The sequence below is a fragment of the Noviherbaspirillum soli genome (assembly GCF_015352955.1).
GTDB lineage: Bacteria > Pseudomonadota > Gammaproteobacteria > Burkholderiales > Burkholderiaceae_D > Noviherbaspirillum_A > Noviherbaspirillum_A soli.
The window spans coordinates 1-22668 of record NZ_JACYOX010000002.1 but is presented as its reverse complement, the minus strand read 5'-3'; the positions used below and the strand labels follow the sequence as shown (position 1 = coordinate 22668).

Annotated in this window: 27 protein-coding genes; 8 read left to right on the top strand and 19 right to left on the bottom strand. The window is 63.1% G+C overall.

Going from position 1 to position 22668, the window contains the following annotated elements; translation table 11 throughout:
• Positions 1-11 precede the first annotated feature (11 nt).
• Positions 12-1379 (bottom strand): M16 family metallopeptidase, encoded by a 1368-nt coding sequence (locus IGW04_RS02340; protein ID WP_194711427.1) that lies wholly within the window; start codon positions 1377-1379, stop codon positions 12-14.
• A gap of 140 nt (positions 1380-1519) precedes the next feature.
• Between IGW04_RS02340 and ftsY the strand changes: the two genes are divergently transcribed.
• The 4 genes from ftsY to rpoH all read left to right on the top strand — a co-directional run bounded on the left by ftsY (position 1520) and on the right by rpoH (position 5526).
• The gene (gene ftsY / locus IGW04_RS02335; RefSeq protein ID WP_194711742.1) at positions 1520-2614 is read left to right on the top strand and encodes a signal recognition particle-docking protein FtsY; all 1095 of its coding nucleotides are present in this window, start codon (positions 1520-1522) and stop codon (positions 2612-2614) included.
• 31 nt (positions 2615-2645) lie between these two features.
• A complete protein-coding gene (locus tag IGW04_RS02330) occupies positions 2646-3332 on the top strand; it encodes a cell division ATP-binding protein FtsE (protein WP_194711741.1) in 687 nt (228 codons plus the stop codon).
• On the top strand, positions 3329-4255 hold the full coding sequence (locus tag IGW04_RS02325) for a cell division protein FtsX (RefSeq protein ID WP_194711426.1): 927 nt from the start codon (positions 3329-3331) through the stop codon (positions 4253-4255). The genes IGW04_RS02330 and IGW04_RS02325 overlap by 4 nt, the downstream gene beginning before the upstream one ends.
• 371 nt (positions 4256-4626) lie before the next feature.
• On the top strand, positions 4627-5526 hold the full coding sequence (gene rpoH, locus IGW04_RS02320; RefSeq protein WP_194711425.1) for an RNA polymerase sigma factor RpoH: 900 nt from the start codon (positions 4627-4629) through the stop codon (positions 5524-5526).
• Between the two features lie 76 nt (positions 5527-5602).
• On the opposite strand, the gene IGW04_RS02315 is transcribed toward rpoH, so the two are convergent.
• The 5 genes from IGW04_RS02315 to IGW04_RS02295 are packed head-to-tail and all read right to left on the bottom strand — an operon-like array spanning position 5603 to position 9569.
• Complete coding sequence (locus IGW04_RS02315) at positions 5603-6223, bottom strand: SCO family protein (protein ID WP_194711424.1); 621 nt, start codon at positions 6221-6223, stop codon at positions 5603-5605.
• A 1-nt stretch (position 6224) separates the two neighbouring features.
• Positions 6225-7109, bottom strand: a complete 885-nt coding sequence (gene cyoE / locus IGW04_RS02310; protein ID WP_194711423.1) for a heme o synthase — start codon at positions 7107-7109, stop codon at positions 6225-6227.
• A 46-nt stretch (positions 7110-7155) separates the two neighbouring features.
• Positions 7156-8265, bottom strand: a complete 1110-nt coding sequence (locus tag IGW04_RS02305) for a COX15/CtaA family protein (protein WP_194711422.1) — start codon at positions 8263-8265, stop codon at positions 7156-7158.
• 4 nt (positions 8266-8269) lie between these two features.
• A complete protein-coding gene (locus IGW04_RS02300) occupies positions 8270-8860 on the bottom strand; it encodes an SCO family protein (RefSeq protein WP_194711421.1) in 591 nt (196 codons plus the stop codon).
• Positions 8847-9569 carry an SURF1 family protein gene (locus tag IGW04_RS02295; protein ID WP_194711420.1) on the bottom strand — a complete coding sequence of 241 codons (723 nt, stop codon included), beginning with the start codon at positions 9567-9569 and terminating at the stop codon, positions 8847-8849. The genes IGW04_RS02300 and IGW04_RS02295 overlap by 14 nt, the downstream gene beginning before the upstream one ends.
• A 69-nt stretch (positions 9570-9638) precedes the next feature.
• Between IGW04_RS02295 and IGW04_RS02290 the strand changes: the two genes are divergently transcribed.
• Entirely contained in the window at positions 9639-9845 is a 207-nt protein-coding gene (locus tag IGW04_RS02290; RefSeq protein WP_194711419.1) for a twin transmembrane helix small protein, read from the top strand.
• A gap of 94 nt (positions 9846-9939) precedes the next feature.
• Here the strand turns inward: IGW04_RS02290 and IGW04_RS02285 are convergent, their stop codons facing one another.
• The 8 genes from IGW04_RS02285 to IGW04_RS02255 all read right to left on the bottom strand — a co-directional run bounded on the left by IGW04_RS02285 (position 9940) and on the right by IGW04_RS02255 (position 16195).
• Positions 9940-10806 carry a cytochrome c oxidase subunit 3 gene (locus IGW04_RS02285; protein WP_194711418.1) on the bottom strand — a complete coding sequence of 289 codons (867 nt, stop codon included), beginning with the start codon at positions 10804-10806 and terminating at the stop codon, positions 9940-9942.
• A gap of 50 nt (positions 10807-10856) precedes the next feature.
• Positions 10857-11069 (bottom strand): DUF2970 domain-containing protein, encoded by a 213-nt coding sequence (locus IGW04_RS02280; RefSeq protein ID WP_194711417.1) that lies wholly within the window; start codon positions 11067-11069, stop codon positions 10857-10859.
• Positions 11070-11084: 15 nt separating this feature from the next.
• A complete protein-coding gene (locus tag IGW04_RS02275; protein WP_194711416.1) occupies positions 11085-11648 on the bottom strand; it encodes a cytochrome c oxidase assembly protein in 564 nt (187 codons plus the stop codon).
• Positions 11645-11755 carry a cytochrome oxidase small assembly protein gene (locus tag IGW04_RS25555; RefSeq protein WP_228526785.1) on the bottom strand — a complete coding sequence of 37 codons (111 nt, stop codon included), beginning with the start codon at positions 11753-11755 and terminating at the stop codon, positions 11645-11647. The genes IGW04_RS02275 and IGW04_RS25555 overlap by 4 nt, the downstream gene beginning before the upstream one ends.
• A 36-nt stretch (positions 11756-11791) precedes the next feature.
• A complete protein-coding gene (gene ctaD / locus IGW04_RS02270) occupies positions 11792-13387 on the bottom strand; it encodes a cytochrome c oxidase subunit I (RefSeq protein ID WP_194711415.1) in 1596 nt (531 codons plus the stop codon).
• Between the two features lie 20 nt (positions 13388-13407).
• Positions 13408-14568: a cytochrome c oxidase subunit II gene (gene coxB / locus IGW04_RS02265; protein WP_194711414.1), complete on the bottom strand. Its 1161-nt coding sequence runs from the start codon at positions 14566-14568 to the stop codon at positions 13408-13410.
• 18 nt (positions 14569-14586) lie between these two features.
• Positions 14587-15060: a DUF2244 domain-containing protein gene (locus IGW04_RS02260; RefSeq protein WP_194711413.1), complete on the bottom strand. Its 474-nt coding sequence runs from the start codon at positions 15058-15060 to the stop codon at positions 14587-14589.
• 196 nt (positions 15061-15256) lie between these two features.
• Positions 15257-16195 (bottom strand): methyltransferase domain-containing protein, encoded by a 939-nt coding sequence (locus IGW04_RS02255; protein WP_194711412.1) that lies wholly within the window; start codon positions 16193-16195, stop codon positions 15257-15259.
• 171 nt (positions 16196-16366) lie between these two features.
• Between IGW04_RS02255 and IGW04_RS02250 the strand changes: the two genes are divergently transcribed.
• The 3 genes from IGW04_RS02250 (at position 16367) to IGW04_RS02240 (ending at position 18097) form a co-directional block, all read left to right on the top strand.
• Positions 16367-16999 (top strand): ComF family protein, encoded by a 633-nt coding sequence (locus IGW04_RS02250; protein ID WP_323744799.1) that lies wholly within the window; start codon positions 16367-16369, stop codon positions 16997-16999.
• 64 nt (positions 17000-17063) lie between these two features.
• Complete coding sequence (trmL, locus tag IGW04_RS02245) at positions 17064-17534, top strand: tRNA (uridine(34)/cytosine(34)/5-carboxymethylaminomethyluridine(34)-2'-O)-methyltransferase TrmL (RefSeq protein ID WP_194711410.1); 471 nt, start codon at positions 17064-17066, stop codon at positions 17532-17534.
• A gap of 83 nt (positions 17535-17617) precedes the next feature.
• Positions 17618-18097, top strand: coding sequence for a copper chaperone PCu(A)C (locus IGW04_RS02240; RefSeq protein WP_194711409.1), 480 nt, complete (start codon positions 17618-17620; stop codon positions 18095-18097).
• Between the two features lie 40 nt (positions 18098-18137).
• Here the strand turns inward: IGW04_RS02240 and IGW04_RS02235 are convergent, their stop codons facing one another.
• The 5 genes from IGW04_RS02235 to IGW04_RS02215 form a co-directional block, all read right to left on the bottom strand.
• On the bottom strand, positions 18138-20402 hold the full coding sequence (locus IGW04_RS02235) for a UvrD-helicase domain-containing protein (protein ID WP_194711408.1): 2265 nt from the start codon (positions 20400-20402) through the stop codon (positions 18138-18140).
• Positions 20403-20633: 231 nt separating this feature from the next.
• Positions 20634-21254, bottom strand: coding sequence for a thiamine phosphate synthase (gene thiE, locus IGW04_RS02230; protein ID WP_228526783.1), 621 nt, complete (start codon positions 21252-21254; stop codon positions 20634-20636).
• Positions 21255-21264: 10 nt separating this feature from the next.
• Positions 21265-22053, bottom strand: coding sequence for a thiazole synthase (locus IGW04_RS02225; RefSeq protein WP_194711407.1), 789 nt, complete (start codon positions 22051-22053; stop codon positions 21265-21267).
• Between the two features lie 33 nt (positions 22054-22086).
• A complete protein-coding gene (thiS, locus tag IGW04_RS02220) occupies positions 22087-22290 on the bottom strand; it encodes a sulfur carrier protein ThiS (RefSeq protein ID WP_194711406.1) in 204 nt (67 codons plus the stop codon).
• A gap of 10 nt (positions 22291-22300) precedes the next feature.
• Positions 22301-22668: phosphomethylpyrimidine synthase ThiC (locus IGW04_RS02215; protein ID WP_194711405.1), on the bottom strand; the 368-nt coding region annotated here is incomplete at its 5' end.

Below are 22668 nucleotides of genomic sequence, written 5' to 3'. Positions count from 1 at the left end.
AAGTCATGTCCTCAGTGGCGCAGGCCGGCGGGCGGCGCTGCGGGCTTCTTGTCAGCCAGGGGCAATGGCACCAGGGTGGCCACGGTCAGCTGGTCATCGTTGAAATACTTGGCCGCCACCGACTGCACCTGCTGCGCCGTGACCTGGCCCAGCTTTTCAATGATGCGGTCGATCTGCCGGTGGGAAATGCCGGTCATTTCCATCACGCCGATCTCCATCGCCTGGCCGAAGATGGAGTCGCGCTTGTAGATCTGGCTGGCGATCAGCTGGTTCTTCACGCGCCTCAACTCATCCTCGGTCACGCCTTCCTGGGCAATGCGCTGCACTTCAGCGCGCAACAGCTTTTCCAGCTGCTCGGTGCTGGTGCCGGCGGCTGGCACGCCATCGAGCACGAACAGCACCGGGCCGCGCGCATTGGCCGAATAGCTGGCGCCGACCGAGTTGGCGACCCGCTCGGTGCGCACCAGGCGCGCCGGCAGCCGCGCATTGTCGAAGCCGTCCAGCACCGCCGACAGCACGTCGAGCGCATGCACGTCGTCATCCTTTTCCACATCGCGCAGGGTCGGCGCCTTGAATGCCAGCGCCACATAGGGATTTTCCGCGGGCGCCTTGACCGTGATCCGCCGGATGCCTTCCTGCACCGGCTCTTCCTGCGGCTTGGTGACCGGGATGCGCTTGGGCGCGATCTTGCCGAAATGCTTTTCCGCCAGCGCCCTGACCTGCTGCGCATCGACATCGCCGGTGACGACCATGGTGGCGTTATTGGGCGCGTAGAAGCGATCATGCCAGGCGCGGGCATCGTCCACGGTCATGTTCTGCAGGTCATTCATCCAGCCGACGATGGGATGGTGATAGGGATGGGCCTTGAAGGCGGCCGCGTTCAGGGCTTCATTGAGCTTGCCCTGGGGCTGGTCGTCGGTGCGCAGGCGCCGCTCTTCCATCACCACCCGGATTTCACGCGAGAATTCTTCCTTGTCGAACACCAGGTTGGCCATGCGGTCCGCTTCCAGCGCCATCACCGCCTCCAGCCGCGACTTCTCGATCTGCTGGTAATAGCCGGTGTAATCCTTGCTGGTGAAGGCATTTTCGCGCCCGCCCAGCGCGGCCACCCGCGCGCTGAACTCGCCGGGCTTCAGGCTCTTGGTGCCCTTGAACATCATGTGCTCCAGCGCATGGGCCACGCCGGTGGTGCCGTTCAATTCATCCATGGAACCGATGCGGTACCAGATCATGTGGGCCGCGGTCGGGGCGCGATGATCCTCCTTGACGATGATCTTCATGCCATTGTCCAGCATGAATTCCTGCGCCGGCTCGGCTGCGGCCAGCGAGCAGATGGCCAGCATGCAGGCCGAGGCGATTGCCTTGATACGAAATTTCATAGTCTCGCTCTGCTAGAATAGAGAACCCGATTTTCCACGCCGCATGCGGCTCTGGCGTTCCGAAAAACAAGGCACTGATTGTATCCGCTTGCAGCCATCCCGGTTGCCTGGCGCCATTGACCGCAACGACTCCCGATCCGATGTTCAGTTTCTTCAAGCGCAAACCCAAAGACACGCCCACCGATACCGAGACTGCGCCGCCAGCGACCGCACCGGCCCCGGCGCCTGCCCCGCCAGCTGCGCCCACTGCGCCAGCCCTGGCCCCGCAAGCCATTCCCGAGCCCGCCGCCGCTGCGCCGCAGGCAGTCGTGGTGCCGGTGGAAACGCCTGCCGAAACGCGGCAATCGTGGATGAGGCGCCTGAAGGCCGGCCTGTCCAAGACCTCGACCAATCTGACCACCCTGTTCGTCGGCGCCCGCATCGACGACGAACTCTATGAAGAGCTGGAAGCGGCGCTGCTGATGGCCGATGCCGGCGTGGAGGCGACCCAGTTCCTGCTCAATGGCCTCAAGCGCCGGGTCAAGGAACAGAAGCTGACCGACGCTGCCCAGGTCAAGACCGCGCTGCGGGCATTGATGGTGGAACTGCTCACGCCGCTGCAGAAGCCGCTGGTGCTGGGACGCGAGCAGCCGCTGGTGCTGATGATTGCCGGCGTCAACGGCGCCGGCAAGACCACCACCATCGGCAAGCTGGCCAAGCACATGCAGGCGCATGGCCAGTCGGTGCTGCTGGCCGCCGGCGACACCTTCCGCGCGGCGGCGCGCGAGCAGCTCACGGTCTGGGGCGAGCGCAACAACGTCACCGTCATTTCCCAGCAGTCGGGCGACCCGGCCGCGGTGGCCTTCGACGCGGTGCATTCGGCGCAGGCCAGAAAGACCGACGTGGTGATGGTCGACACCGCAGGCCGCCTGCCGACCCAGTTGCACCTGATGGATGAACTGAAGAAGATCAAGCGCGTGATCGGCAAGGGCATGGCTTCGGCCCCGCATGAAGTGCTGCTGGTCATCGATGGCAACACCGGCCAGAACGCGCTGGCCCAGGTGCAGGCGTTCGACGATGCGCTCGGCCTGACCGGCCTGGTCATCACCAAGCTCGACGGCACCGCCAAGGGTGGCGTGCTGGCGGCGATCGCCAAGGTGCGGCCGGTGCCGGTCTATTTCATCGGCGTAGGCGAGAAGATCGAGGATTTGCAGCCCTTCAATGCCGAAGACTTTGTCGACGCGCTGCTGAGCTGACGCGCATCCGGGGAAGCGATTACACATGGCCATGATCGAATTTCACGATGTCTCCAAGCTGTATCCGGGCGGATCGGCTGCCCTGTCGGAGGTGTCGCTGTCCATTGCCAGCGGTGAACTGGTGTTCCTGGCCGGCCCGTCCGGCGCCGGCAAGTCCACGCTGCTGAAGATGATTGCCGCCATCGAACGGCCCAGCGCCGGCCGGGTGCTTGTCAATGGCCAGGAAGTCAGCAGCATCAGGCAGCGCGGCCTGCCGTATCTGCGCCGCAAGCTCGGCCTGATCCTGCAGGAACAGCGCCTGCTGATGGATCGCAATGTGCTGGCCAATGTGATGCTGCCGCTGGTGGTCGCCGGCATCGCCGGCGAGGATGCGGAAAAGCGCGCCCGCGCCGCGCTGGGCAAGGTCGGGTTGCTGTCCAAGGCGGCCAGCATGCCGCTGAGCCTGTCGGGCGGCGAGCAGCAGCGGGTAGCGATCGCGCGCGCCATCGTGCACCGGCCGCAGGTCATCATCGCCGACGAGCCGACTGCCAACCTCGACCGCGACAGCGCCAACCTTGTGCTGTCGACGCTGAAGGCATTCCATGGCGCCGGCGTGACCTGCGTGATATCGACCCACGATGAATATTTTCTGGATCGCGCCGACCGCGTGATTTATCTGAGCCAGGGCCGGGTCACCGAAGCCTGGCGGCGTAATCCGGTGGAAGAGGATGTGGCATGAAAGTGTGGTTGCGACAGCATGTGTTTGCCCTGAAGGGCGCGATTCCGCGTCCGGGACGCGGCTTTGGCAGCTTCGCCTTCAATGTGCTGGTGGTGGCGATCGCGCTGGCCCTGCCCTTCGCCGGCCTGACTGTGCTGGAAAACATGCGGCCGGTGTCGGCCCAGTTGGCGGTCGAACCGGAAATCAGTGTTTTCCTCTCGATGGACACGCCGCGTCCGCGCGCCTCGGCGCTGGCGCCGGAAATCCAGCGGGTGCTGCAGGCCAGCCAGACCGGCGGCACCATCGAATTCATCCCCCGGGAAAATGCATTGAGCGCGCTGAAGGAACGCAGCGCCATTGCCGACGCAGTCACCACGCTGGGCAATAATCCGCTGCCGGACAGCTATGTGCTCAAACTGGCCGGCTTCGAGAATGCGCAGGAGGCCCGTCGCGTGGACGACATCGCAGTACAGATCAAGGCATTGCCGGGCGTGGAATATGTGCAGGTGGATTCGGCCTGGGTACAGCGGCTGTCGGCATTGCTCAATGTCCTGAGAATGGCGCTGCTGTTCCTGGCAGCCACGCTGGGCGTGGTGGTGGTGGCGGTGGTGTTCAATACCATAAGGCTGCAGGTAATGACGCAACGCGAGGAAATCGAGGTGTCGCGGCTGGTTGGCGCCACCGACGGCTTCATCTGCCGGCCCTTCTATTACAGTGGCGCGCTGCTCGGGCTGGCTGCCGGTGCGCTTGCGCTAGGCGTGGTGGCCCTGGGCATGCGTCCGCTGAATGCCGCCATTGCGGAATTCGCCCGGCTCTATGCGTCCGAATTCCAGTTGCTGCCGCTGGGCTGGCTGCTGACCGCGGTCTTGCTGCTGCTGAGTGCATTCCTGGGCCTGTGCGGCGCGATGTTATCGGTTCGGCGTCATCTCGGGCGCGCTAACTGAACATTGCCGGGAACAATTGCAGAGCGGGCGGGTCACAGTAAGGCAACTTCTTCAGCGGTTTTCTTTCTTGTCCGTTACCAACGTCTATCTCGTTCATCCAGTGTAAACATTTGCTATGTCGATCAACCTGGTGCGTTGATCGATTCGTCATATCCCCCCATACAGCGGTCGGGCCGGCAAACTTTCGGCTTGGTCTGGGTTCTAAAATTTCAGCAAGACTGTGTATCTTTCGCGGATTGTCGATAGGTTTTTCCCTATCCTTTCGGTTGGAATAGCCGATTAGCAGTCCGGATGCGGGAGTGCTAATATAGAACCTGCAAAAGATTTCGTTTAGTCAAGACAAATTTACGTCTAGTTAGCAAGGAGAAAGCATGAAAGCATCGACCTCGTCGGATGCGATAGTAGCTGCAGGCCAAAATGCACTGGCCCTCGGTTTCTCTGGCAATCTGGGCAATATCGACGCGTATATTTCCGCGGTAAACCGCCTGCCCATGTTGACGCAGGAGGAGGAAGTGTCCCTGGCGCGTCGCTGGCGTGACAGCAATGACCTCGCTGCGGCCCAGGGCCTGGTGCTGTCGCACCTGCGGCTGGTGGTATCGATCGCGCGCGGCTATCTGGGTTACGGCCTGCCGCACGCCGACCTGATCCAGGAAGGCAATATCGGTCTGATGAAGGCAGTCAAGCGTTTCGATCCGGACCAGGGCGTTCGTCTGGTGTCCTATGCGATGCACTGGATCAAGGCCGAAATGCATGAGTACATCCTGAAGAACTGGCGGCTGGTCAAGGTGGCAACCACCAAGGCGCAGCGCAAGCTGTTCTTCAATCTGCGCAGTCACAAGGAAGGCCTGGACTCGATGACGCCGGCGCAGGTGGACGCGCTGGCCAAGACGCTGAATGTGAAGCGCGAGGAAGTGATCGAGATGGAAACCCGGCTGTCCGGCCGCGACATCGCGCTGGAAGCGCCGACGGATGACGAGGACGACAAGTTCTCGCCAATCGCCTACCTGTCTTCCGATAACTCGGAACCCAGCAAGGTGCTGGAAGCGCAGGCGTTCGACCGGCTGCAATCGGAGGGCCTGGCCAGTGCTCTGGAGAAGCTCGATCCGCGTTCCCGCCGCATCGTCGAGGCGCGCTGGCTGGCCAATGACGACGGTTCAGGCGCAACCCTGCATGAACTGGCGGATGAGTTCGGCGTGTCGGCCGAGCGCATCAGGCAGATCGAAGCGGTCGCGCTGAAGAAAATGAAGGGCAGCCTGGCCAGCTACGTCTGACGTCAGGCCGGGCTGGAAACAGCCGCATGAAAAAAACGCCATGTGCCGCAAGGCCATGGCGTTTTTCATTGTCGGCTTACTTGCCCGAGAGCAGCGCCTTCAGATCATGCACGACGGGCTCAGTCCCCTGCCCGTGCCGGACGAACAGCCTGACCCTGCCCTGCGGATCGAACACATAGCTGGCCGCGGTGTGGTCCATGGTGTAGCTGTCGGCCGACTTTCCCGGCACCTTCTGGTAGAACACCTTGAATTCCTTGGCCACCCTGGCAGTGGCTTCCTGATCCCCTGACAAGGCAATGAAGCGTGGATCGAAGGATGACACGTAGGACTTCAGCAGTTCGGGCTTGTCGCGCTCGGGATCGAGCGTGACGAATATTACCTGGACACGATCCGCATCCGGCCCCAGTTCCTTCATCGCCGCCGCCATTTCGGAAAGCGTGGTCGGGCATACATCGGGGCAATGGGTATAGCCGAAGAAGACGACCACCGCACGGCCCTTGAAGTCGGCCAGCGTGCGCGGCTTGCCGTCCTGGTCAGGAAGGGCAAAGTCGCGAGCGTAGCCGAGACCGGTCACGTCGCTGTTCTTGAACGTCTTGCTGGCTGGCGTCAGGCTCATCTGGCCGCCCTCGCTGCCGGGCTTGTCGGAACAGCCGGCCAGCGCCGACAGCAAAAGCAATGCAGGAAGTATCAGTCGCATCTCAGAACGGCAGGTAATGGTCAGCCAGCAGCGCGGCAAACAGCAGTGACAGGTAGATGATGGAATAGGCAAAGGTCTTGCGGGCGACGATGTCGCTGTAGTGGCGGTAGATGCGCCACGCATGCCACAGGAAGATCGCGCCCAGCACGGCGGCGCTGGCCAGATAGAGCAGCCCGCTCATGCGCACCGCATAAGGCAGCATGGTGGTGGCGACCAGCGCAATCGTATACAGCCAGATATGAAACTGCGTCAGCTTCATGCCATGCGTCACCGGCAGCATGGGCAAGCCGGATTTCGCATAGTCGTCACGACGGTAAAGGGCCAGCGCCCAGAAATGCGGCGGCGTCCAGATGAAGATGATCAGCACCAGGATCCAGGCCTGCATCGGCACATCATTGGCGATGGCGGCCCAGCCCAGCGCCGGCGGCATGGCGCCCGACAGGCCGCCGATCACGATGTTCTGCGGCGTGGCTGGTTTCAGGATGATGGTATAGATCACCGCGTAGCCGACGAACGTGGCGAAGGTCAGCCACATGGTCAGCGGATTGACCAGGGTATAGAGCACCCACATGCCGGCGCCGCCGATGATCCCTGAAAACAGCAGGGTTTGCGGCACCGTGATTTCGCCGCGCGCCATCGGCCTGCGCGCAGTGCGCGCCATGCGGGAATCGATTTCGCGCTCGACCAGGCAGTTCACCGCAAATGCGGCGCCGGCCAGCAGCCAGATGCCGGCTGTGGCTGCGACGACCACGCGCCAGTCGGGCAAGCCGGGGGTAGCCAGAAACATGCCGATGACTGCGCAGAACACAGCCAGTTGCGTCACACGCGGCTTGGTCAGCGCCCAGTACTGGGCGACGCGATTGGGAGTTGCGGTCAGCGTAGTCATCCTTGGAATTCGTCCGTGGAACGGAAATCGGGCAGCTTGTTGGCAATCAGGCAGGATAGGCGCTGCTGGCGGTCCTGACAGGCCTGATTCCGGCGGAAAGAGTAGCCTTGTAGTTTAACATGACCGTCAAAACGACGAGCGCCGCCGCGCCGCCGTTGTGCAACACCGCGATTGCCAGCGGCCATTTCAGGAAAACCGTGGCCATGCCGATGCAGAATTGCGCCAGCACGCCAAGGAGCAGCCAGCGCCCGGCACGTTGCAGGCCGTCGATGCGCATCGCCTTGTGGCCCAGCCAGCCGAGATAGGCGACGACGACGAAGGCAAAGCTGCGGTGGGTCCAGTGGATCGCGGTGAGGGCGTCGAACGGCAGGTAGTCGCCGCCGGCAGTCATGCCGAGTTCACGCCACAGCGTGAAGCCATGTTCGAAGTCCATGCGTGGCAGCAGCTTGCCGTGGCACAGCGGAAAATCGGTGCATGCCAGCGCCGCGTAATTGGTGCTGACCCAGCCGCCAAGGCCGATCTGCAAGGTAAGAATCGCCAGCCCGACGACGGCCGCGGCCCGCAGGCCAGGCGCTGCTGCCACCGGCGCATGCGCGCTTTGCCGCGCCGCCAGCCAGGTCAGGAGGCCCAGCAGGGTCATGCCCAGCAGCAGGTGCACGGTCACGATGATGGGCTGCAGCTTCATGGTGACCGTCCATGCGCCGAATGCGCCCTGCAGGCAGACGAAGCCGAACAGCAGCGTTGGCAACAGCGGCGAATAGGTGGCGTCCGTGCGCCGCGATTTCAGCCAGCGCAGCCACGCCACCACCATCATCGCCACGATCAGGACACCCACGCCCATGGCCAGGTAGCGGTGAATCATCTCGATCCAGGCCTTGACCACCGTGACCGGGCCATGCGGCATGGCGGCTTCGGCCGCGCTGATGCTGGAATGGGCCTGCACCGGGTTGGCGTGACCATAGCAGCCGGGCCAGTCCGGGCAGCCCAGGCCGGAATCGGTCAGGCGGGTGAAGGCGCCGAACATGATCAGATCGAAGGTCAGGAACAGCGTGACCCAGGCAAGCTTGCGGAACTTGTTGGCGTCTTTGGAAGCCCACACCACCGCCAGCGGCAACATGGCGGCCAGCAGGCCGAGGATGGCGAGTTGGATCAGCATGTCCTTACCCTATGCTGGAAGCGCGCAGCAGCTTGGAAATATCCTTCTTCATCCTGTTCGGATCGGGATTTTTCGGAAAGCGCATCATCAGGTTGCCCAGTGGGTCGATCATGTAGACATGGTCGGCGATGCCGGCGCCCTGTTCCACCGGCAGCCATTGCTTCAATTTTGCCGGATCGGCGCGCAGCACCCGCGTGCCGTCGAATTCGCGCAGCAGCACGGTATCGACCGGCTTGTCGTCCGTGACCAGCCATACGCGCTCGATGCGGTCCATTTCCTTGCCGGTGGTCAGGCGCAGCTGGCGCTGCTGGAACAGCTTGGTGCGGCAGCTATCGGGGCAATCGCCGCTATCGGCCTGCAGCATGATCCACTTGCCCTTGTAGGCATCGAGTTCCGTCGGCTTGCCGTCCAGGGAAGCCGAGCCCAGGCTGGGCATGGGATGCTTGCGCGGATCGACCAGCTCGCCATAGTTGGTGCGGCTCTGCGGCTTGATCACGAAATAGGTGAGGTAAGACGCGATCATGGGCGAGGCGCAGATCAGTACCACCAGAAACAGCTTCCAGCGGCCGGTGGCTTTCGATTTATTGGCTTCCACGTTTGAATCCTGTGACAACGAAAAAAATAAGGGCGGTGCCGGCCAGCGCGAACCACTGGAAGGCATACCCCCAGTGCTTGTCCACGCCCTGCGACGGCCTGGGCCATGCCCGCACCAGGCCATCGCCGGCGTCGCTGGTCTGCTCGACAATGAACGGCGCGAACGCCAGGCCGCTGGCCTTGGCCATGTCGGCAACATCGAGGTTCTGCACGATGGCGCCGGGCCGGATGGCAGCCGCCTCGCCCAGCTGCAGAAGGCGCCCGGCATGCTGGCGCACGATGCCGGTCAGTTCAACCGTGCCGGCCGGCGTGGCAATGTCGGGAAGACGACTACGGTCGGCGAGATTGCGTTCCACCCAGCCGCGCGCAACCATGATATGGCGGCCGGACCCGGCAATTTTCAATGGCGTCATCACATAAAAGCCGGCCTTTCCTTCATGGGGACGATTATCGAGGTAAATCGTCCAGCCTGCCTCAAACTCGCCTTTCAGCACCACCTTGCGGAACTCGAGCGCATCGACATCGGCCTGCTGCAATGCCTTGTCATCCAGCCGCGCCGGCGGCGCAGCGTCGCGTTCGCTGATCCTGCGCTCGATCGCTTCCTTTTCATGGGCGCGGCGGACCTGCCACTGTCCCAGTGACAAGCCAATGGCAACGACGACCAGCGTCGCGATGAAAGGCAGCAGCCGGAAGCGAAAACTGAATGGCATTACAATGAGCCCTGTTTGACTTTCCCTACCAGGCGCATGCGTCCCATGTGCCGCACTCCCAACGCCGTCATGAAAATCATCGTTGCCATCGGCTTCATCCTCATCATCGGCAGCCTGGGCTCCGCTCTGTTCTTTCTGATGCGGGACAAGGGCTCGACCAATCGTACAGTGCGCGCCCTGGCTTTCAGGGTTGGTTTTTCAATCACGCTGTTTGTGCTGCTGCTGGTGGCGCACTACCTGGGCTATATCCAGCCTACCGGCATCGGCCTGCGCTAGAACCCTTGAGATGCCGCGGCCTGAAATTTGCCATGACCGCAGCCCTCAGTAAAAAAGCCGCACCGAGGTGCGGCTTTTTTTGGCAGAGCGGTATTCAGAGCCAGTACACCACGACATACAGCCCCAGCCACACCACGTCGACGAAGTGCCAGTACCAGGCGGCGCCTTCGAACGCGAAGTGGTGTTCAGGCGTGAAGTGCCCCTTCATCACGCGGTACAGCACGACGGCCAGCATGATGGCGCCCATGGTCACATGGAAACCGTGGAAGCCGGTCAGCATGAAGAAGGTGGAGCCATAGATGCCCGAGGTGAGCTTCAGGTTCAGTTCGCTGTAGGCATGCATGTATTCGTAGACCTGGAAGCCCATGAAGACTGCGCCAAGCAGGATCGTGGCAGCCAGCCAGAAAGCGGTCTTGCTGCGGTGGCCTGCGCGCAGCGCATGGTGGGCAATGGTCAGGGTCACGCCGGAAGTCAGCAGCAGCGCGGTGTTGATGGTCGGAATCGGGAACGGACCCATGGTGCGGAAGCTTTCCACCGTGCCGCCCGGGCCGGCATTGCCCCACTGCGCGGAGAAGTCGGGCCAAAGCACCTTGTGGTCGAGATCGGCCAGCCAGGGCATGGAGATGGTGCGTGCATAGAACAGCGCGCCGAAGAAAGCGGCGAAGAACATCACTTCGGAGAAGATGAACCAGCTCATGCTCCAGCGATAGGAGACGTCGATGCGCTTGCTGTAGAGACCGCCTTCGGACTCGGCGATGGCGTCGCCGAACCAGCCGTACAGCACGGCCAGGAAGGCCAGGATGCCTGCGATGTTGACATAGGGCGCCCAGCTCGCGCCGTTGACCCAGCCGGATGCGCCGATCATGGTGACGAGAAGCGACATGCCTGCCAGCATGGGCCACCGGGATGGACCTGGCACAAAGTAATATGGTGCGCTACCGCCGTGTTGATGAGTACTCATATCCCCCTCCAATATGCAAATTCAATTCTGCTTAGATCGTTATTCAACGCTTACGCCACGACCATTCTGACGATGATGATCAGTATGGCAATGAACAGTGCCGCCCCGATCAGCCCGGCAATGATCACGTGCACCGGATTGAGCTCTGCCGCATCCTGTTCATAGTCCCGCCTCTTGCGCACCCCGAAGAAAGACCAGAAAACGGCTTTCATCGTGGCTGCAAACGATGCCTTGCGTCGCGTTACTTGTTGTTCTTCATTCATGTCAGCACTGTCTCGTCAGCCGGCGGTCTTGGCGCTGCCGCCGATCTCGAAGAAAGTGTAGGACAAGGTAATCGTTTTTACATCCCTCGGCAGCGCCGGATCGATATAGAACAGCACCGGCATCTGCTTTGCCTCATTGGCTTTCAGCGTCTGCTGCTGGAAACAGAAGCACTCGACCTTCTTGAAATGCGCGCTGGCCTGCTGCGGCGCATAACTGGGGATTGCCTGCGCATCTATGCTGCGCGACTGGGTATTGACCACTTCATAGACAACCTGCGCCATTTCGCCGGGATGCACCTGCATGCTCGACACGGTGGGCCGGAAGCGCCATGGACCCTGCGCATTGGCATCGAACTCGATGGTGACGGTACGGGTCTTGTCGACCTGGGTATTGGCCGGCCGCTCGACGGTGCTGTCCTTTTGCGTGAGCAGGTTGACCCCGGTCAGCTCGCAGATCTGCCGGTACACCGGGATCAGCGCATACCCGAAGCCGAACATCATGACGGCCGCCACCACCAGCTTGCTCAGCGTGCTGGCATTGAGCTTCTTGGTGTCACTGTCGTGGGGAGGCTGAGTCATGAGACGAACCAGGCGCGCTTGACGAATACGGCGATAAAGAATCCCAGCGCGACCAGGACCAGGATCAGTGCCGTCCTGAGGTTGTTCGGCTTGTTGGGATTGGGCATGAGCTGAGAAAGGCGGGCTTGCGCCCGCCCTGTTCCTTACTTGACCAGCGGTGGGGTTTCAAAGGTGTGGAACGGCGCCGGGCTGGGCACGGTCCACTCCAGGCCTTCCGCGCCATCCCAGGGCTTGGCAGGCGCCTTCTCGCCGCCACGGATGGACGGCAGCACCACGAACAGCAGGAAATACACCTGGGCCAGACCGAAACCGAAGGCGCCAATCGACGCGATCATGTTGAAGTCGGTGAACTGGGCCGGGTAATCGGCATAACGACGCGGCATGCCGGCCAGTCCCAGGAAGTGCATCGGGAAGAAGGTCACGTTGAACGTCACCAGCGACACCCAGAAATGGATCTTGCCGCGGGTTTCGTTGTACATGTAGCCAGTCCACTTCGGACCCCAGTAGTAGAAGCCGGCAAACAGCGCGAACAGCGAGCCCGCCACCAGCACGTAGTGGAAGTGGGCAACCACGTAGTAGGTGTCATGCACCATGATGTCGATCGGGGTGACGGCCAGGATCAGGCCGGTGAAGCCGCCCATGGTGAACACGAAGATGAAGCCGATGGCAAACAGCATAGGCGTTTCGAAGGTCATCGAACCGCGCCACATGGTGGCAACCCAGTTGAAGATCTTCACGCCGGTCGGGACCGCGATCAGCATCGTGGCATACATGAAGAACAGCTGCGCCGTCACCGGCATGCCGGTGGTAAACATGTGGTGCGCCCAGACGATGAAGGACAGGATCGCGATCGATGCGGTTGCATACACCATCGATGCATAGCCAAACAGGGTCTTGCGGGCAAATGCCGGGATGATGTGCGAGATGATGCCGAAGGCCGGCAGAATCATGATGTACACCTCGGGATGACCGAAGAACCAGAAGATGTGCTGGTACATCACCGGGTCACCGCCGCCGGCGGCGTTGAAGAAGGAGGTGCCGAAGTGACGGTCGGTCAGGGTCATGGTGATGGCGCCCGCCAGAACCGGCATCACGGCGATCAGCAGGTAAGCGGTGATCAGCCAGGTCCAGCAGAACATCGGCATCTTCATCAGGGTCATGCCGGGAGCGCGCATGTTCAGGATGGTGACGATGATGTTGATCGAGCCCATGATGGACGACGCGCCCATGATGTGCATCGCGAAGATGCCCATGTCCATGCCGACGCCCATCTGGGTCGACAGCGGCGCATACAGCGTCCAGCCGGCGGCGGTGGCGCCGCCCGGCATCAGGAAGGACGTTGCCAGCAGGATCGCGGCAGGAGGCAGCAGCCAGAACGAGAAGTTGTTCATCCGGGCGAAGGCCATGTCGGAAGCGCCGATCTGCAGCGGCACCATCCAGTTCGCAAAGCCCACGAAAGCCGGCATGATCGCGCCGAACACCATGATCAGGCCGTGCATCGTGGTCAGCTGGTTGAAGAACTGCGGCTCGAAGAACTGCAGGCCGGGCTGGAACAGCTCGGTGCGGATGCCCAGCGCCAGCACGCCGCCGGACAGCAGCATGATGAACGAGAACCACAGGTAAAGCGTGCCGATGTCCTTGTGGTTGGTTGCGAACAACCAGCGGCGCCAGCCATGCGGATGATCGTGCGCGTGGTCGTGTGAGTGATCGTGTACGTGATCAACAACGGTTGTGCTCATCTCAGACTCCTAGATTTCGATTACTTGCGCGCAGCCACGACTTCGGCCGGTTGTACGATGTTTTCCGACGGCTTGTTGGACCAGCTGTTACGGGTATAGGTGATCACGGCGGCGATGTCGGTGTCGGACAAAACCGATTTCCATGCCGGCATCGCGTTCTTGCCGTTGAGCAGGATCTCGATCTGCGGACCCTTGGGACCGTTCACGATCGCCGAGCCGTCCAGTGCCGGGAAGGCGCCCGGCACGCCCTTGCCGTTGGCCTGGTGGCAGGCCACGCAGTTGGCGGCATAGATCTTTTCGCCGCGGGTCTTCATTTCGTCCACGGTCCAGGTCTTGCTCGGATCATCGGCCAGCGCGGCCATTTCCTTTTTCTTGGTCTCGACCCACTTGGTATAGTCGGCGTCGCTGACGACATTGACCACGATGGGCATGAAGGCATGGTCCTTGCCGCACAGCTCGTAGCACTGGCCGCGATAGACGCCGACCTTTTCGGCGCGGAACCAGGTGTCGCGCACGAAGCCGGGGATCGCGTCCTGCTTGACGCCGAATGAGGGAATGCCCCAGGCATGGATCACGTCATTGGCGGTGGTGACGATGCGCACCTTCTTGTTGACCGGCACGACGACGGGGTTGTCGACTTCGATCAGGTAGTTGTCATTGGTGATGGAGGCGGGCTTGACGGTGTCTTCGCGCGGCGTGGCCAGGTTGGACAGGAAGGAAATGCCCTCGCCTTCGCCCTTCAGGTAGTCATAGCCCCATTTCCACTGCATGCCGGTGGCCTTGATGGTGACGTCGGCGTTGGACGTGTCCTTCATGGCGACCACGGTGCGGGTTGCCGGCAGCGCCATCAGGATGATGATGACGAACGGCACGACGGTCCAGCCGATTTCGACAGCGGTGCTTTCATGGAAACTGGCCGACTTGTGGCCGAGCGACTTGCGGTGCTTCATGATGGAATACAGCATCACGCCGAACACTGCGATGAAGATGGCCAGGCAGATGCCGAGCATCCAGTTGTGCAGCGTATTGATTTCCGCGGCGATCTGGGTGGTGGCTGGCTGGAACGTCATCTGCCGTACCGCCGGTCCGCCCTGGCTGTCGTTCACGGCCCATGCCGGCATACCAGCCGCCACGAACAATGCACCGAGCATCAATGATTGAAGGCGCTTCGCTTGTTTCATGATTTCCTCAAATGCCCTTTAATTAGAATTCTGTACTGCCAGGCCCGCCAGCCTTGTCTCCCGTATCGCAAGCGCCAGTTCCCGCGCAAACTCGCGCCGATGCAAACTGGTCAGGTAGCGTCCGATTTCCACCCTGGTTCCAGGCATTTCCACGGCGATCAGGCCACGGTGCCGGTCTGGCGGGCTGACTCTGACCGCTTGCAGGCTCAGCCGGTGCTGGCTGGCCTGCTCGGCCTGAATCAGTTCTATCAGGAGGATGTCTTGGCTCAATGCGATACGTTCGCGATCCGTTGCATGGCGACCGTAATGCAAGAAAGCCAGACCTACCGCCGCCAGTTCGAGAACCGCAAAACCGAGGATGTACCAGGCGCCGTGCAGCGTAAATATTCCGGCGACCGTCAGCGAAACCAGGCACAGGACTGCGTAGACCCTCATCAACTGTCGCGGCGTGATCGAACAATTGCGTTTCAGGACCCATTCCCGGCTGCTCATTGCTGGCTACCTGCTCTTTAGTCGCACCCAACCCGCACTATGCAAAACCAGCGAAGTATAAGGTGGAATACACAATAGCATCAAGCGAAATAACGGGCGATGAGCGGCCATGAAATTTGGCTTAATCGTGCGCATTCTGCGTTGTGCAAAACGCTTTTCCGTTGTTGCGAAACAAATATCGGCAGGCATTTCCTGCCTACCGTTTAGGCCGGTCGAAATGGATGATGGACTCGCCGCCGGCGGTTTTCCGCGGTGCCGGGCGGAATGCGTGTCCATAGACAACTTCGAAGGTCAGCGGCAGCGTGCCGTCGGCGCGGCGGCCGGATTCCAACGCATCCAGCATGCGCCGGTATGCGGCGCGGCCCAGCAGTGCGCGGCGGCGGGTGGCGAGCGGGTTGCCGCCCCAGGCCTTCACGTCTTCCAGCAGCTTGATCGGGTCGGCATAGGTCACCGTGATGGTTTCCATGTCCATCACGGGCGTGGCGAAGCCGGCGTCGACCAGCATGTCGCCGAAGTCGTGCATGTCGACAAAGGGCAGCGCATGCGGCGTGGCGTCCGCCTGCTGCCAGGCCGTGCGCAGTTCGCGGAAGGTATCCGGCCCGAAGCAGGAAAACATCAGCAGGCCATCGATGCGCAATGCCCTGTGCCACTCGGCGAAGACCCGGTGCGGCTGGGGATGCCAGTGCAGCGCCAGATTGGACCAGATCAGGTCGGCGCTCTGGGCTGCCAGCGGCAGCTGGGCGAAGTCGGCGCAGGCCAGCTCGGCGGCAATGCCGCTGGCCGCCGCTGTCCGGGGCAGCCAGCGCTGCAGCAGCCGATTGACCGACGACTGGGCCGCCTGCTGGCTGGCATGGGCGGCCAGCAGCATGGCATCCGAGGCATCGATACCGAGCAGGCGGGCGGCGCCGAAGCGCTGGCGCAGGACCGGCAGGTCCGCGCCTTCACCGCAGCCGGCATCGACCACCAGCGCCGGCGCCAGCTTGATCAGTTCCAGCCGTTCGAACATGCGGCCGGCCACTTCCCGCCGCAGGAAGCCGGATTCAGCCACTGCGGCCGGACGGGAAAACAGGTTGCGCACACGGCGCAGGTCGATCGGGGCGCTGGCGCGCTCGGCTGGCGGAGAAGGCTGGGACACGGCGGGTAGCAGTCAAATGAGATAATCGCGGCAATCTTACCCTTTCGCCGCACTTGGCGCTCCATGCTACGACATGCCCTGATCCGTTTGCGCACCCAGGCCGCCAGGATGCTGGCGTCAGTGCCATGCTGCTGTGCTTTGTGCGGCCGGGTTGGACGAACCGCGCTTTGCATGGATTGCCGGACGCGCTATCTGGCCGGCCTCCCTGCCCGTTGCGTGCAGTGCGCGATCGACCTGCCGGCCGGGGCCGGCGCGATGCGGTGCGGCAGCTGCCTGCGCCGGCCGCCATCGTTCGATGCCACCGTGGTTGTCAGCGATTATGCGGCGCCGCTCGATCAGCTGGTGCTGGCCCTGAAATTCGGCGGCCAGCTGGCAATGGCCCCGCTGTTTGGCCAGTTGCTGGCCGATGCGCTGCGCCGGCTGCCGCAGCAGCAGTGGCCTGAGTTGCTCGCGCCGGTGCCGCTGGGAAAGCGCCGCCTGGCCGAACGCGGCTACAACCAGGCGCTGGAGATGGCGCGGCCACTGGCCCGCAGCCTCGGCTTGCCGCTGGCGGCCCGCCTGCTGGCACGCGAACGCGAGACCGCGCCGCAAAGCCTGCTGACGCCTGGCGAGCGACGCGCCAACCTGCGCCGCGCATTCAGCCTGCCGCCGGCCGGGCTGGGCCAGGTGCGCGGGCGACACGTCGGCGTAGTCGACGATGTGCTCACCACGGGCGCCACGCTGGAAGAAATTGCCGCCACGCTCAAGCGCGGCGGCGCCGTGCGGGTAACCTGCCTGGCATTTGCCCGCACCGGGCGGCGCTAGTTCGCTGGCTCCGCCCATCCGATCATCCAATCATCCAATCATTCGATCACCCGAGGAGGTTTGCTTGTTTCATGTCGTTCTTGTCGAGCCGGAAATTCCACCCAATACCGGCAACATCATCCGGCTGTGCGCCAATACCGGCGCCCAATTGCATCTGATCGAGCCTCTGGGCTTTCCGCTGGATGACGCCCGCATGCGCCGCGCAGGGCTGGACTATCACGAGTACGCCGCGATGAAAGTGCATGCCAGCTGGGATGCCTGGCTGGCCAGCGAGCAGCCCGATCCGGCGCGGATGTTTGCACTGACCACCCACGGCTCCACGCCATTTGCCAGCGTTGCCTTCCAGCCCGGGGACGTATTCGTGTTCGGCTCGGAAACCCGTGGACTGGCGCCGGAACGGCGCGACAGCTTTCCCGCCAGCCAGCGCATCCGGCTGCCCATGCGCCCAGGCAACCGCAGCGTGAATCTGTCCAATACCGTGGCGGTGGTGGTGTACGAAGCCTGGCGCCAGCATGGCTACGCCGGCGGCGCCTGAAAAATGGCGATGGTTATAATCCGGCTTCACGGCCGGCAAGCGGCCCTACAGCAATGTCCCTACCAGCAGAAAAAGAGAAATCCATGACCTCGCGTTTCGCTTCCGCCCTGCCCGTCTTTTCCGCCGCCCTGCTTTTGGCTGGCGCCGCCCATGGCCATAGCTATGAAGTGGGCGCCATCCGCATCGGCCATCCGCATGCCCGTCCTACCGTGGCCCAGCAACCCAGCGGCGGCGCCTACCTGACGCTGGAAAACCGCGGCAGCGCGGGCGACCGCCTGCTTGAGGTGTCTTCGCCGGTGGCAGCGTCGGCGCAGATCCACACCATGAGCATGGAAGGCGATGTGATGCGGATGCGGGAAGTAGGAGCGCTGGATCTGGCGCCGGCGGCCAGGGTGGAAATGAAGCCGGGCGCCGGCTATCACATCATGCTGATGGGCCTGAAGCAGCCGCTCCGGCCGGGCGACAAGTTTCCGATGACGCTCAATTTTGAAAAGGCCGGCAAGGTCGAGGTGTCGGTCAGCGTGGACAGCAGGGAAGCCAGGCCGTCCGGCCACGGGCACTGACGCCGCAGCGCCGGCCGGGTTTGCCGGCCAGCGCTTCGTCTTATTCCACTTTTTCCAGCTTGGCGATCGTGAGATCAAGCAGCTTCATGCCATTGCGGCCGAAGTTGATGCTGGCGCGCGCGCTGTCGCCGCCGCCTTCGATGTTGACGATCACGCCTTCGCCGAATTTCTGGTGCATCACGCTCTGCCCGATCCGCCAGCCGCAATCCTTTTGCGCAATGGTTGACCGCGACGGCGTCTCGACCCAGGCGGCCTTCTGCTGCTGGTTGGCGAACCAGTGATGCTGCACCTTGGGCGAGAGCCATTTCAGCGACTCTTCGGGCAGTTCATCGAAGAAGCGTGACTTCAGATTGAAGCGGGTCTGGCCATGCAGCATGCGGGTCTGGGAAAAGCTCATGTAGAGCCGGCGCCGGGCACGGGTAATGGCCACATACATCAGCCGCCGTTCTTCCTCGATGCCGCCCTCCTCCTTTTCGCTGTTGTCATGCGGAAACAATCCTTCTTCCAGGCCGGTGATGAACACCGCGTCGAATTCCAGTCCCTTGGCGGAATGCACCGTCATCAGCTGCAGCGCATCCTGGCCGGCCAGCGCCTGATTGTCGCCCGCCTCCAGCGACGCATGCGACAGGAAAGCCGACAGCGGCGACATCACCGCCGCCAGCGGCGCGTCCGCGTCGAGAATCTCGATGCCGTCCTCGTTGACGATGGCCTGGCCGGCCATGGCCTGGGCGCTTGGCCCAAGCAGGGCCGGCGAACTCTTGCCGAAGCCTTCCTCGGACACGAACAGCGTCGCCGCGCTGACCAGCTGCTCCAGGTTCTCGATCCGGTCGGCGCCTTCCTTCTCGCTCTGGTAATGGATGAGCAGTCCGCTCATGTCCAGGACCACCTGCACCAGTTCCGGCAACGGCAGCAGGCTGGTGTCCTGGCGCGCCTTTTCAATCATGCGCACGAAACCGGACAGCAGCGTGCCGGCCTTGCCGGGCACATGCGCGGCGGCATCATGCAGGGACATGTCATGCTGCTTGGCGGCGTCCTGCAGCTGTTCCAGGCTGCGCGCGCCGATGCCGCGGGTCGGGAAATTGACCACGCGCAGGAAGGCCGAGTCATTGTGCGGATTGTCGATCAGCTGCAGGTACGCGATCGCATGCTTGATCTCGGCGCGCTCGAAGAAGCGCTGGCCGCCGTACACCCGGTACGGAATGCCGGCGGTGAACAGCGCATGCTCGATCACCCGCGACTGCGCGTTGGAACGGTACAGCACCGCGATCTCGCTGCGCAGCGAGCCGTCGGCGATCAGGCTCTTGCTTTCCTCGATGATCCAGTTGGCTTCCTGCAGGTCGCTGCTGGCTTCATAGATGCGGATCGGCTCGCCGTGACCGGCGTCGGTGCGCAGGTTCTTGCCCAGGCGCTTGGCGTTGTGGGCAATCAGCGTATTGGCGGCATCCAGGATATGGCCGTGGGAGCGGTAGTTCTGTTCCAGCTTGATCAGGTTCTGCACCTGGAACTCGCGTTCGAAGGCCGCCATGTTGCCGACGTTGGCGCCGCGGAAGGCATAGATGCTCTGGTCGTCGTCGCCGACGGCGAAGACCGCGTTGTCGCGCCCGGCCAGCAGCTTGAGCCAGTTATACTGCAGGTTGTTGGTGTCCTGGAACTCGTCGACCAGGATATGGCGGAAGCGCGCCTGGTAGTGCTCGCGCAGCGCCTGGTTGCGCGACAGCAGTTCATAGGTGCGCAGCAGCAGTTCGGCAAAGTCGACCACGCCTTCGCGCTGGCACTGCTGGTCGTAGAAATCATAGAGTTCGACGAACTTGCGGTGGTAGTCGTCATGGACTTCCACGTCCTTGGCGCGCAGGCCCTCGTCCTTGGCGCCGTTGATGAAATACATCAGGCTGCGCGCCGGGTATTTCTCGTCGTCGATATTCAACGCCTTCAACATGCGCTTGATCATCGACAGCTGGTCCTGGGTATCGAGGATCTGGAAGCTCTGCGGCAGCGCGGCGTCGCGGTAATGGGTGCGCAGCAGCCGGTTGCACAGGCCATGGAAGGTGCCTATCCACATGCCGCGGGTGTTGATCGGCAGCATGGCCGACAGCCGCGTCATCATTTCCTTGGCGGCCTTGTTGGTGAAGGTGACAGCCAGCAGGCCGGCAGGAGAAACCTGCCCGGTCTGGATCAGCCAGGCAATGCGGGTGGTCAGCACGCGCGTCTTGCCGGAACCGGCGCCGGCCAGGATCAGGGCCGATTGCGCCGGCAGTGTCACCGCGGCAAGTTGTTCTGGATTGAGGTTGTGAAGTAGATTTTGCATCCGCAGGATTATAAGCCGGTGTATCGCCGGTCCGTAACAATCCGGCGGCGCCTGGAAGTCAGGGAGGCAGAGGGCGCGACTGCGGGAATGCAAAAGCAAGGCACACGCCGCGTGGGTAGGGTGCCATACCCGAAGGGCATTGCACCATAGGCGCAGACCAGGGTGGTTTTGTCGGCGGGTTTGGCTGATCGACCAGCGCGCAATGCCCCTGCGGGGTATTGCGCCCTACTTTTACCCAAACAGCCCGGCCAGTTCGCGCGCCGCCGCCTCCGGGTCGTCGGCGAAGTAGACGCTGCTGATGACTGCCACCATGTCCGCCCCCGCCGTCACCAGCGGCGCCGAGTTTTCCCGCGTCATGCCGCCGATCACCACGTTCGGTACCGTCAGCGCGTCCCTGGCCCGGGTCACGATGTCGGCCGGCGTGCTGACCTCGTACTTCTTGATGCGCGACGGGTAGAAGCCGCCGAAGGCCACATAGCTGGCGCCGGCCTGCTGTGCCGACTGCGCCAGCTCGAAGCTGCCATAGCAGGAGGCGCCCACGATGCGGTCCGGGCCGACCTGCGCGCGCACCGCTGCCACCGCGGCATCGGTGCCGCCGACATGCACGCCGTCGGCATCCAGTTCCACGCACAGTTCCGGATAGTCGTTGATGATGAAGGGCTTGCCGTGCCGGCGGCACAGCGCCAGCAGCGCGCCGGCCTGCTCGCGCCGCTGCGCTTCGCCGGCCGTCTTGTGCCGGTACTGCAGCAGGACCGCGCCGCCGCGCAGCGCGGCGTCGCTCACTTCCACCAGTTTGGCCGTGTCGTCCCAGTCCGGCGTGACCAGGTACAGCCCTTTCAGCGTTGTCTGCATTGCCTTCTCCTCATGCAATCCGGCCAGCCATCGGCGACGATGGCGAGGCGGCGAAGCGGCGCGCGATGCGGCCCGCCAGGTAGGCTTCGCGGCCGGCCTCGACGGCCAGGCGCATCGCCCGCGCCATGCGCACCGGGTCCTGCGCGCCGGCGATCGCCGTGTTCATCAGCACGCCGTCGCAGCCCAGCTCCATCGCGATCGCCGCGTCGGAAGCGGTGCCGACGCCGGCATCGACCAGCACCGGCACCCTGGCCTGCTCGATGATCAGGGACAGGTTCCACGGATTGAGGATGCCCATGCCCGAGCCGATCAGCGAGGCCAGCGGCATCACCGCCACGCAGCCCAGGTCTTCCAGCATGCGCGCCTGGATCGGGTCGTCGCTGCAATAGACCATCACGTCAAAGCCATCCTTGACCAGCCGCTCGGCGGCCTTCAGGGTCTCGGGCATGTTGGGAAACAGGGTCTTCTCGTCGCCCAGCACTTCCAGCTTCACCAGCTTGTGGCCGTTCAGGAGCTCGCGCGCCAGGTGCAGGGTGTAGACCGCATCCTCGGCGTTGTAGCAGCCGGCCGTGTTGGGCAGGATGGTGTAGCGCGACGGCGGCACCGCGTCCAGCAGGCTGGGCGCGTTCGGGTCCTGGCCGATGTTGACCCGGCGGATCGCCACCGTGATGATGTCCGCGCCGCTGGCCTCGGTGGCCAGGCGGGTCTGCTCCAGATCCTTGTACTTGCCGCTGCCTACCAGGAGGCGCGAGTTGTAGGTGGTGCCGGCGATGGTCAGGCCGTCAGTGTGCTTGCTCATGCTTTCCTTTCGATGTGAGGCGGCGACAGATGCTCAGCCGCCGCCGATGGCGCGCACGATGTCGACCCGGTCGCGCGGCTGCAGCTGGCGCGCTGCCCAGGACTGGCGCGGCACCACCTCGCGGTTCACGGCGATGGCGAGCGCCTTGCCGGCCAGGTCCAGGCTGGCCACCAGGTCGGCGATGCATGCACCCTGCTGCAGTGCATGCGGCGCGCCGTTGAGTTCGATCTCCATCATGCCGGGAGCCTTATTGCTTGCGATAGATTTCGGCGCCGTTTTTGACGAACTCCACCGCCTTGACTTCCATGCCCTGCTTCAAGGCCGCCACTTCGGAGATGCCCTCGCGGCTGGCGTAGTCGCGCACTTCCTGGGTGATCTTCATCGAGCAGAAATGCGGTCCGCACATCGAGCAGAAGTGCGCCACCTTGGCCGAGTCCTTGGGCAGGGTCTCGTCATGGAATTCACGCGCCTTGTCCGGGTCCAGGCCGATGTTGAACTGGTCTTCCCAGCGGAACTCGAAGCGCGCCTTGGACAGCGCGTTGTCGCGGATCTGCGCGCCCGGATGGCCCTTGGCCAGGTCCGCCGCATGGGCCGCGATCTTGTAGGTGATGATGC

Excerpts from the sequence above, each read along its gene's own strand:
- IGW04_RS02340 (WP_194711427.1), bottom strand. The coding sequence starts at position 1,379 with ATGAAATTTCGTATCAAGGCAATCGCCTCGGCCTGCATGCTGGCCATC.
- ftsY (WP_194711742.1), top strand. The coding sequence starts at position 1,520 with ATGTTCAGTTTCTTCAAGCGCAAACCCAAAGACACGCCCACCGATACC.
- IGW04_RS02330 (WP_194711741.1), top strand. The coding sequence starts at position 2,646 with ATGATCGAATTTCACGATGTCTCCAAGCTGTATCCGGGCGGATCGGCT.
- IGW04_RS02325 (WP_194711426.1), top strand. The coding sequence starts at position 3,329 with ATGAAAGTGTGGTTGCGACAGCATGTGTTTGCCCTGAAGGGCGCGATT.
- rpoH (WP_194711425.1), top strand. The coding sequence starts at position 4,627 with ATGAAAGCATCGACCTCGTCGGATGCGATAGTAGCTGCAGGCCAAAAT.
- IGW04_RS02315 (WP_194711424.1), bottom strand. The coding sequence starts at position 6,223 with ATGCGACTGATACTTCCTGCATTGCTTTTGCTGTCGGCGCTGGCCGGC.
- cyoE (WP_194711423.1), bottom strand. The coding sequence starts at position 7,109 with ATGACTACGCTGACCGCAACTCCCAATCGCGTCGCCCAGTACTGGGCG.
- IGW04_RS02305 (WP_194711422.1), bottom strand. The coding sequence starts at position 8,265 with ATGCTGATCCAACTCGCCATCCTCGGCCTGCTGGCCGCCATGTTGCCG.
- IGW04_RS02295 (WP_194711420.1), bottom strand. The coding sequence starts at position 9,569 with ATGCCATTCAGTTTTCGCTTCCGGCTGCTGCCTTTCATCGCGACGCTG.
- IGW04_RS02290 (WP_194711419.1), top strand. The coding sequence starts at position 9,639 with ATGAAAATCATCGTTGCCATCGGCTTCATCCTCATCATCGGCAGCCTG.
- IGW04_RS02285 (WP_194711418.1), bottom strand. The coding sequence starts at position 10,806 with ATGAGTACTCATCAACACGGCGGTAGCGCACCATATTACTTTGTGCCA.
- IGW04_RS02280 (WP_194711417.1), bottom strand. The coding sequence starts at position 11,069 with ATGAATGAAGAACAACAAGTAACGCGACGCAAGGCATCGTTTGCAGCC.
- IGW04_RS02275 (WP_194711416.1), bottom strand. The coding sequence starts at position 11,648 with ATGACTCAGCCTCCCCACGACAGTGACACCAAGAAGCTCAATGCCAGC.
- IGW04_RS25555 (WP_228526785.1), bottom strand. The coding sequence starts at position 11,755 with ATGCCCAATCCCAACAAGCCGAACAACCTCAGGACGGCACTGATCCTG.
- ctaD (WP_194711415.1), bottom strand. The coding sequence starts at position 13,387 with ATGAGCACAACCGTTGTTGATCACGTACACGATCACTCACACGACCAC.
- coxB (WP_194711414.1), bottom strand. The coding sequence starts at position 14,568 with ATGAAACAAGCGAAGCGCCTTCAATCATTGATGCTCGGTGCATTGTTC.
- IGW04_RS02260 (WP_194711413.1), bottom strand. The coding sequence starts at position 15,060 with ATGAGCAGCCGGGAATGGGTCCTGAAACGCAATTGTTCGATCACGCCG.
- IGW04_RS02250 (WP_323744799.1), top strand. The coding sequence starts at position 16,367 with ATGGATTGCCGGACGCGCTATCTGGCCGGCCTCCCTGCCCGTTGCGTG.
- IGW04_RS02240 (WP_194711409.1), top strand. The coding sequence starts at position 17,618 with ATGACCTCGCGTTTCGCTTCCGCCCTGCCCGTCTTTTCCGCCGCCCTG.
- IGW04_RS02235 (WP_194711408.1), bottom strand. The coding sequence starts at position 20,402 with ATGCAAAATCTACTTCACAACCTCAATCCAGAACAACTTGCCGCGGTG.
- thiE (WP_228526783.1), bottom strand. The coding sequence starts at position 21,254 with ATGCAGACAACGCTGAAAGGGCTGTACCTGGTCACGCCGGACTGGGAC.
- IGW04_RS02225 (WP_194711407.1), bottom strand. The coding sequence starts at position 22,053 with ATGAGCAAGCACACTGACGGCCTGACCATCGCCGGCACCACCTACAAC.
- thiS (WP_194711406.1), bottom strand. The coding sequence starts at position 22,290 with ATGATGGAGATCGAACTCAACGGCGCGCCGCATGCACTGCAGCAGGGT.